We start from the raw sequence: 8,520 nt of genomic DNA on the forward strand, positions 1-8,520 counted from the left end.
AATCGTCTCTCTCCTTCGAGGGCCACTCATGCCCACTGCCCTTACCCGAATTCTGCTGAGCCTGCTGCTATTACTGCCGCTGGCCGTGTCGGCTGACGAGGCTGATGCCTTTGTCGCCGCCAATCCCGGCAAGCAGGCCGCATTGCTGCAGGCCTGGGCCGCCGCACCACAGCCTGAACGCCTGGCGCTGTTGCAGGCACTGCAACAGAACCGCATCGGCGGCGATACCGACAAGCGCGCCTTTATCGAGCAGGCTGGCACCTGGCAGGCCGCCGATGGCACAGCCACGGCCAATGGCACGCCGCGCAAGCTGCGCCTCAATAACCGCCTGCGCGGCCTGCTCAGCGTAGCCCTGGCCAGTCATCAGCTACTCGATGCCGATAGCCGTTTGCGCCTGGCCGCCGCCCGCCAGCTACAACGCAACACGCCAGCGGCCCTGCTGCCCTGGCTGGAAAGCCGCCTGGCCGTAGAAAGCGATGAATCGGTGCAGGCTGCCCTGGCTCTGGCGCTGGCCAACCTGCAGCTGGCGGACACGGACCCGAGCGTACGCCTGGCCGCCGTACAACTGCTCGGCAAGACCGGTGACCCGCTGGCGCGCACCCGCCTGGAAGGCCTGCTGGGCGGCGAGGAACGCGACACGGCGGTGCGCGCCGCTGCCGAGCAGAGCCTGGCTCAGGTCAACAACCGACTGCTGCTCGGCGAACTGCTCGGCCAGGCGTTCAGCGGCCTGAGCCTGGGCAGCATCCTGCTGCTGGCGGCACTCGGCCTGGCCATCACCTTCGGCCTGCTCGGGGTGATCAATATGGCCCATGGCGAAATGCTCATGCTCGGTGCCTACACCACCTACGTGGTGCAGCTGCTGTTCCAGCGCCATGCCCCGGAAGCCCTGGCCCTCTACCCGCTGGCCGCCCTGCCGGTTGCCTTCCTGGTCACCGCCTGCATCGGCATGGCGCTGGAACGCACGGTGATTCGCCACCTGTATGGCCGCCCGCTGGAGACCCTGCTGGCCACCTGGGGCATCAGCCTGATGCTGATCCAGCTGGTACGCGTCACCTTCGGTGCACAGAACGTCGAGGTGGCCAACCCGGCCTGGCTGTCTGGCGGCATACAAGTACTGCCCAACCTGATACTGCCTTACAACCGCCTGGTGATCATCGGCTTCGCCCTGTTTGTGGTGCTGCTCACCTGGCTGCTACTCAACAAGACCCGCCTGGGCCTTAACGTGCGTGCCGTCACCCAGAACCGCAATATGGCGGCCTGCTGCGGCGTGCCAACGGGGCGGGTGGATATGCTCGCCTTCGGCCTGGGCTCGGGCATCGCCGGCCTCGGCGGCGTGGCCCTGAGCCAGATCGGCAACGTCGGGCCGGACCTGGGGCAGAACTACATCATCGACTCCTTCCTGGTGGTGGTGCTCGGCGGCGTCGGCCAACTGGCCGGCAGCGTGAGTGCCGCCTTCGGCCTGGGCGTGCTGAGCAAATTCCTCGAACCGCAGATCGGTGCCGTACTGGGCAAGATCCTCATCCTTGCGCTGATCATTCTGTTTATCCAGAAGCGTCCGCAGGGCCTCTTCGCACTCAAGGGACGGGGGATCGACTGATGACTCAAGCACTCAATCAAACGCTGCTGGCCCGCGCCACGGCCAAACTCGGCCCGCAGGTTTCGCTGGTTCTTGGCCTGCTGGTGCTGGCCATTCTCGTCGCCATGCCGCTGCTGCACCTGCTGCCGGCCGAGCACACCCTGCACATCTCGGCCTATAGCCTGACCCTGGTCGGCAAGATTCTCTGCTACGCCATCGTCGCTTTGGCACTGGATCTGGTGTGGGGCTATGCCGGCCTGCTGTCGCTGGGCCATGGCCTGTTCTTCGCCCTCGGCGGCTATGCCATGGGCATGTACCTGATGCGCCAAAGCGCCGGTGACGGACTGCCGGCCTTCATGAGCTTCCTGGCCTGGACGGAGCTGCCCTGGTACTGGTACGGCACCTCGAGTTTTCTCTGGGCGATGTGCCTGGTGGTGCTGGCACCTGGGCTGCTGGCCCTGGTGTTCGGTTTCTTCGCCTTCCGCTCGCGGATCAAGGGCGTGTACTTCTCGATCATGACCCAGGCGCTGACCTTTGCCGGCATGCTGCTGTTCTATCGTAACGAAACCGGCTTCGGCGGCAACAACGGCTTTACCGGTTTTACCCGCATCCTCGGCTTCGACATCACCGCAACAGGCACGCGTGCCGCGTTGTTCCTGGCCACGCTGGTCGTGTTGCTGGGCAGTCTGTACCTGGGTTTTGTCCTGGCGCGCAGCAAGTTTGGCCGGGTGCTGACGGCACTGCGCGACGCGGAGAACCGCCTGATGTTCTGCGGCTACGACCCGCGCGGCTACAAGCTGTTTATCTGGGTACTGAGTGCGGTGCTCTGCGGGCTGGCCGGCGCGCTCTATGTGCCGCAGGTGGGCATCATCAATCCCGGCGAAATGTCGCCGACCAACTCCATCGAAGCCGCCGTCTGGGTGGCCCTGGGCGGGCGCGGCACGCTGCTTGGGCCACTCCTTGGCGCCGGTATCGTCAACGGCATGAAGAGCTGGTTCACCGTGGCGTTCCCCGAATACTGGCTATTCGCCCTGGGCGCACTGTTCATCCTGGTCACCCTGTTCCTGCCCAAAGGCGTGGTAGGCCTGCTACGCAAGGAGCCCACCCCATGAAGACCACTCCCCTGGCCCCCACGCTGCTGCCGGCACACCTGATTCCCGGTGCGGCGCTGGATACAGGCAAGACCGTCGGCAAGGGCGTCAATGTCCGTCATGGCACGCTGCTCACCCTGGAGGACATCAATGTCAGCTTCGATGGCTTCCAGGCGCTGACCGACCTGACGCTGTATATCGGCGTGGGTGAACTGCGCTGCATCATCGGCCCCAACGGCGCTGGCAAGACGACCCTGATGGACGTGATCACCGGCAAGACCCGCCCGGACAGCGGCACGGCCTACTTCGGTGAGCAGTACGATCTGACCACCATGAGCGAAGTGCAGATCGCCCAGGCCGGCATCGGTCGCAAGTTCCAGAAGCCCACGGTGTTCGAGGCCCTCTCGGTGTTCGAGAACCTGGAACTGGCGCAAAAGGCCAACAAATCGGTGTGGGCCAGCCTGCGCGCGCGCCTGTCAGGCGAGCAGAAAGAGCGCATCGACGAGGTGCTGCAGACCATCCGCCTGGAGGCCTCGCGCCACCGACCGGCCGGCCTGTTGTCCCACGGCCAGAAGCAGTTTCTGGAAATCGGCATGCTGCTGATGCAGGAGCCGCACCTGCTGCTGCTCGACGAGCCGGTAGCGGGCATGACCGACGCCGAGACCGAATTCACCGCCGAGCTGTTCAAGTCCCTGGCCCGCCAGCACGCCCTGATGGTGGTGGAACATGACATGGGCTTTGTCGGCTCGATCGCCGACCACGTCAGCGTGCTGCATCAGGGCCGCGTGCTGGCCGAAGGTTCGCTGGAGCAGGTACAGAACGACGAACGCGTCATCGAGGTTTATCTGGGGCGATAACGCCGAATAAAGCGCTGCAGGCTGGACGAGGACGTCCGTTTTCCGTCCGGCCTCGAGCCTTCCGCGGTTTGCAAAGGAAAAGAGCCATGCTTGAAGTTAACAGCCTGCATCAATATTACGGCGGCAGCCACATCCTCCGCGGCCTGTCGTTCGACGTGAAGGTCGGCGAAGTCACCTGCCTGCTCGGCCGCAACGGCGTGGGCAAGACCACTCTGCTCAAGTGCCTGATGGGCCTGATTCCGGCAGACGACGGCAGCGTGCACTGGCAAGGCCAGGCCATCACCGGCTACAAACCGCACCAGCGCGTGCAGGCCGGCATCGCCTACGTGCCGCAGGGACGCGAGATATTCGCCCGCCTGACGGTGGAGGAGAACCTGTTGATGGGCCTGTCACGCTTTCCCGGCAGCCAGGCCAAGGAAGTCCCGGCGTTCATCTACGAGCTGTTCCCGGTGTTACGCGAGATGAAGCAGCGCCGCGGCGGCGACCTCTCCGGCGGCCAGCAGCAACAACTGGCCATCGGCCGCGCGCTGGCCAGCCAGCCGCGCCTGCTGATCCTCGACGAACCCACCGAAGGCATCCAGCCCTCGGTGATCAAGGAGATCGGCGCGGTGATTCGCAAGCTCGCCGAGCGTGGCGATATGGCCATCCTGCTGGTCGAGCAGTTCTACGACTTCGCCGCCGAACTGGCCGACCACTACCTGGTGATGAGCCGCGGCGAGATCATCCAGCAAGGCCGCGGCGCAGACATGGCCCGGGAGGGCGTTCGCAACCTGGTGGCCATTTGAAGCACAAGGGCGTTAGACTAACGGCCATGCCACAGTTCATTACCCCCATCGCCGCGTATTACTACTACCTGCTCTCGTAGGTGGTAGGCGCTGCGCTGCATCCGACCGCCTGAGGCGGCTCGGCATGCATTCTGTTCCGGTCTCCCAGGCGGCATTCCCCCCAAGGAGACCTGCAATGACTGCTCACCAAGACCTGCTGGCCGTACTCGAAGAGCGCGGCTTCATTCACCAGTGCACCGACCATGCAGGCCTGCGCCAGGCGCTGGCGGAAGGCCCACTGACCTGCTACCTGGGCTTCGACGCCACCGCCGACAGCCTGCACGTCGGCCATCTGCAGGGGCTGATGCTGCTGCGCTGGCTACAACGGGCCGGCCATCCGGTGCTGCTGCTGATCGGCGGGGCCACCACGCGCATCGGCGACCCCAGTTTCCGGGACAGCAGCCGGCCGCTCCTCGATGCCACGCAGATTGCCCGCAACATCGACGGCATCCGCAGCTGCTTTGCCCGCTACCTGCAACTGGATGGCCACCTGGGACAGCTGGTGGACAACGCCGAATGGCTCGACGGCCTGGGCTACCTGGCCTTTCTTGAACAGGTCGGCCGGCACTTTTCGATCAACCGCCTGCTGGGTTTCGAAGCCATCCGCCAGCGCCTGGAACGCCAGCATTCCCTGTCCTTTCTGGAGTTCGGCTACACCCTGCTACAGGCCTACGACTTCGTGGAACTGGCCAGGCGACATGCGTGCCGCCTGCAGCTGGGCGGTGCCGATCAGTGGGCCAACATCATCAATGGTGTAGAGCTGGCACGCCGCCAGGGCGGACCACAGCTGTTCGGCCTGACCATGCCGCTGCTGGCCACCGCCGATGGCCGCAAGATGGGCAAGTCGGCACAAGGTGCGGTATGGCTGAATGCCGAACGCCTATCACCCTTCGAGTTCTGGCAGTTCTGGCGCAACTGTGATGACCGTGACGTCGGGCGCTTCCTGGCCTTGTTCAGCGAACTGCCGATGGACGAAGTACGCCGCCTGGCCGCCCTGCAGGGCGCCGAGCTGAACCAGGCGAAAATCATCCTGGCCGACCAGGCCACGCGCCTGGCTCATGGCGAACAGGCCCAGCAGCAGGCGCGTCAGGCGGCCCAGGGCCGGCAGGCCGATCAGCTGCCGGCGCTGCAGGTCAGCCAGGCACGCCTGCAGGAAAGCCTGAGCCTGGCCCAGTTGTTACTGGAGAACGGCCTGGTCAGCTCGCTGAGCGCCGCCCGACGCCTGGCCCAGGGCGGCGGCATCCGCCTGCGCGACACGCGCGTGACGGATGTTGACACGCCCCTGCCGGCGAACCTCGATGGTTACTCACTGAGTCTGGGCAAGAAACGCCACTGGCAGTTGCAGCTGCGCTAAGCCAAGGCAACCACAGACACCGCCTAGCGTGTCACCTGGCCAAGGACGGCCTCCAGGCGTGGTCCCAGCGGGCGATCGGCAAACCAGCGGCGATAGCTGTGCTGAAAGCGCCCGTCACGGTACAGCGTATGCAGCGCCTGCTGCCAGCGAGCTACCAGGGCCGTATCGGTCTGCGGCGAGAAGGCCAGGTAGGACTCATGTTCCATGAAGCAGTGCTGTTGCTGCACGTCTTCCATGCGCAGGTTGCGCAGCCCCAGCAACTGCGGCACGGCGATATCACTGGCGACGATCAGATCACCGCGCCCCAGGGCGAACATGTGCATCATCTTGTCCTGGGATGCGACGGTGAACAGGTTGTCGAAGCCCTGAGCCAGCAGGTAGTCGGTGCTGTACCACTGGCGCGGCAGGGCCAGCCGACGCAGGCGCCGGGCATCCTCCAGACTGTCGACCCGCAGCTTGTCAACGCGCCGCGAATAGAAACAGGTACGCGCCTGCATCAACGGCCCAACCCACTGAAACCGGCTTTCCCGTTCGGGCGTGCGCGCCGTGGAAAACAGCCCTACCCCAGCCTCTCGCTGGGCCCGGCTATAGCCGCGGGTCCACGGCTCCATGCGAATTTCCGCGCGGTCACCAGCCTGTGCCGCCAGCAGGCGCACCAGTTCGACACTAAAGCCGCTGGGCTGGCCGGCGCGGGTAAAGTTCAGCGGTGGATTTTCCTCACTCAGCAGCAGCACGTCCGCTGCCTGCAGCACAGGCGCGAACAGCAGCAACAGAAGGCAGCGCAAAGCAGCCATGACGACTCCACAAGCAGGATCAACAGTCGGTTATTTTGCCATGGACAGCAGTATAGAAGCCTGGCCGACAACGCAATTATTGCCAGCAAACTGCCAGCAGTCTTGCCGCCCGGCTTCACACACGGGATCATGCCGCCAGCCTACCCGTCAACCGAGTTCCCCATGTCTGCGCCACGCTCTTCCGAACAGAACAACCCGCTGGTCGACCTGCTGATCAGCATCGTCATCCCCTCGCTGATTCTCATGAAGCTGAGCAGCCCGGAACGCCTCGGTGCCGACGGCGCACTGCTCCTCGCGCTGGCCTTTCCCTTCGGCTGGGGCGCACTGGACTTGTGGCGCAAGCGTCGCTTCAACTTCATTGCCCTGCTCGGCCTGGTCAGCGTCTTGCTCACCGGCGGTATCGGCCTGCTGCAACTGGACAGTCAGTGGCTGGCCGTCAAGGAAGCCGCCGTACCGGCGATCATTGGCATCGCCGTGCTGCTCTCCACGCGCACCCGCTATCCGCTGATCCGTACCCTGCTGTTCAACGACAAGCTGCTGGACGTCGTACGCATCGAAGCCATCCTCGAACGGCGCGGCCTGCGCCTGCGCTTCGAGCAACGCCTGCAGCAGGCCACCTACCTGCTCAGCGGTACGTTTTTCTTTTCCGCGGCCATGAACTACATCCTGGCGCGCTGGCTGGTCACCAGCCCGGCCGGCAGCGAAGCCTTCAATGCCGAACTGGGGCGCATGACCCTGCTCAGTTACCCGATGATCGCCCTGCCCTCGATGGTCATGCTGATTGGCGTGTTCTACTACCTGTGGCGCACCCTGCGTGGCCTGACCGGGCTGAGCCTGGAAGAAATGCTCGCCGAACAGCACCGCGACAAGTCCTGAGCCAGCCACTACACTGCGCGGCTTTTTCCGCAGGAGCCGCGCATGTCACGCCCTCTTCCCGCCCGCGCGCTGGGCATCGACTTCGGCACGTCCAATTCCAGCGTGGGCTGGCAAGGCCCGCAGGCCAGCCGCCTGTTGCCGCTGGAAGGCGACAAATGCAGCCTGCCTTCGGTGATCTTCTTCAACAACGAGGAACGTCGTCCGGCCTATGGCCGGCAGGCCCTCGACGAATACCTGGACGGTTATGAAGGGCGCCTGCTGCGCTCGCTGAAGAGTCTGCTCGGCTCCAAACTGCTGGCCAGCGAAACCACGCTGCTGGGCAGTGCCATGCCGTTTCGCCAGGTGCTGGGGCTGTTCCTCGGTGAACTCAAGCGCCGCGCCGAACAGGCCGCCGGACGCAGCTTCACTGAGGTGGTGCTGGGACGCCCGGTGTTCTTCGTCGACAATGATCCACAGGCCGACCGTGAGGCCGCCGATACCCTGCAGGACGTCGCCCGGCAACTGGGCTTTCGCGAGGTCAGTTTCCAGTATGAGCCGATTGCCGCAGCCTTCGACTACGAGTGCCAGATCAGCCGTGAGGAGCTGGTACTGATCGTCGATATCGGTGGCGGCACGTCGGACTTTTCCCTGCTGCGCCTGTCGCCGGCCCGCCGCCAGGACAGCTGCCGGGACAGCGATATCCTGGCCAGCGATGGCCTGCATATCGGCGGGACGGACTTCGACAAGCAACTGTCACTGGCCGGCGTGATGCCGCTGTTCGGCTACGGCAGCCGCATGCACAGCGCCGCGCTGATGCCGACGCATTACCACCTGAACCTGGCCACCTGGCACACCATCAACGCGCTCTACACGCAGAAAACCCGCCTGGCCCTGCAAAGCCTGCGCTACGACTGCCAGCAACCGCAGGGCATCGACCGCCTGCTGCGCCTGCTGGAGCGCCGCGAAGGCCACTGGCTGGCCCTGCAGGTGGAAGCACGCAAGATCGACCTGGGGCACAGTGCGCAGCAGGTCATCGCGCTTGGGCAGATCGAAGAGGGGCTGCAGGCCGAGCTGAGCCGCGCGTTGTTCGAGCAGGCCATCGAAGCACCGCTGCAGCGCATTGCCAACACCGTGCAGGGCTTGCTGGCCAGCGCCGGTACGGCACTGGA

Annotated in this window: 8 protein-coding genes; 7 read left to right on the forward strand and 1 reads right to left on the reverse strand. The window is 64.9% G+C overall.

Annotated features, from left to right (window positions below):
• The first annotated feature begins 28 nt into the window (after positions 1–28).
• From urtB to tyrS, 5 genes are all read left to right on the forward strand, one after another.
• Positions 29–1,597, forward strand: coding sequence for an urea ABC transporter permease subunit UrtB (gene urtB / locus CFY91_RS00625; RefSeq protein WP_093984394.1), 1,569 nt, complete (start codon positions 29–31; stop codon positions 1,595–1,597).
• A complete protein-coding gene (gene urtC / locus CFY91_RS00630) occupies positions 1,597–2,688 on the forward strand; it encodes an urea ABC transporter permease subunit UrtC (RefSeq protein ID WP_093984395.1) in 1,092 nt (363 codons plus the stop codon). Before urtB ends, urtC begins: the two co-directional genes overlap by 1 nt.
• Positions 2,685–3,524, forward strand: a complete 840-nt coding sequence (urtD, locus tag CFY91_RS00635) for an urea ABC transporter ATP-binding protein UrtD (RefSeq protein WP_093984396.1) — start codon at positions 2,685–2,687, stop codon at positions 3,522–3,524. The genes urtC and urtD overlap by 4 nt, the downstream gene beginning before the upstream one ends.
• 86 nt (positions 3,525–3,610) lie before the next feature.
• On the forward strand, positions 3,611–4,309 hold the full coding sequence (gene urtE / locus CFY91_RS00640; RefSeq protein WP_093984397.1) for an urea ABC transporter ATP-binding subunit UrtE: 699 nt from the start codon (positions 3,611–3,613) through the stop codon (positions 4,307–4,309).
• 175 nt (positions 4,310–4,484) lie between these two features.
• Positions 4,485–5,702, forward strand: coding sequence for a tyrosine--tRNA ligase (gene tyrS / locus CFY91_RS00645; RefSeq protein ID WP_093984398.1), 1,218 nt, complete (start codon positions 4,485–4,487; stop codon positions 5,700–5,702).
• Between the two features lie 23 nt (positions 5,703–5,725).
• Here tyrS and CFY91_RS00650 read toward each other — a convergent pair whose 3' ends face one another.
• Entirely contained in the window at positions 5,726–6,496 is a 771-nt protein-coding gene (locus tag CFY91_RS00650; RefSeq protein WP_093984399.1) for a substrate-binding periplasmic protein, read from the reverse strand.
• A gap of 162 nt (positions 6,497–6,658) precedes the next feature.
• Here CFY91_RS00650 and CFY91_RS00655 point away from each other — a divergent pair, with 162 nt between their 5' ends.
• Complete coding sequence (locus CFY91_RS00655; RefSeq protein WP_093984400.1) at positions 6,659–7,372, forward strand: VC0807 family protein; 714 nt, start codon at positions 6,659–6,661, stop codon at positions 7,370–7,372.
• 42 nt (positions 7,373–7,414) lie between these two features.
• Positions 7,415–8,520, forward strand: a 1,106-nt coding sequence (locus CFY91_RS00660) for an Hsp70 family protein (RefSeq protein ID WP_093984401.1), incomplete at its 3' end; no start/stop codon positions are given.

This window comes from Pseudomonas fluvialis, assembly GCF_002234375.1.
GTDB lineage: Bacteria > Pseudomonadota > Gammaproteobacteria > Pseudomonadales > Pseudomonadaceae > Aquipseudomonas > Aquipseudomonas fluvialis.

Excerpts from the sequence above, each read along its gene's own strand:
- CFY91_RS00650 (WP_093984399.1), bottom strand. The coding sequence starts at position 6,496 with ATGGCTGCTTTGCGCTGCCTTCTGTTGCTGCTGTTCGCGCCTGTGCTG.
- CFY91_RS00655 (WP_093984400.1), top strand. The coding sequence starts at position 6,659 with ATGTCTGCGCCACGCTCTTCCGAACAGAACAACCCGCTGGTCGACCTG.
- urtD (WP_093984396.1), top strand. The coding sequence starts at position 2,685 with ATGAAGACCACTCCCCTGGCCCCCACGCTGCTGCCGGCACACCTGATT.
- urtC (WP_093984395.1), top strand. The coding sequence starts at position 1,597 with ATGACTCAAGCACTCAATCAAACGCTGCTGGCCCGCGCCACGGCCAAA.
- tyrS (WP_093984398.1), top strand. The coding sequence starts at position 4,485 with ATGACTGCTCACCAAGACCTGCTGGCCGTACTCGAAGAGCGCGGCTTC.
- urtE (WP_093984397.1), top strand. The coding sequence starts at position 3,611 with ATGCTTGAAGTTAACAGCCTGCATCAATATTACGGCGGCAGCCACATC.
- urtB (WP_093984394.1), top strand. The coding sequence starts at position 29 with ATGCCCACTGCCCTTACCCGAATTCTGCTGAGCCTGCTGCTATTACTG.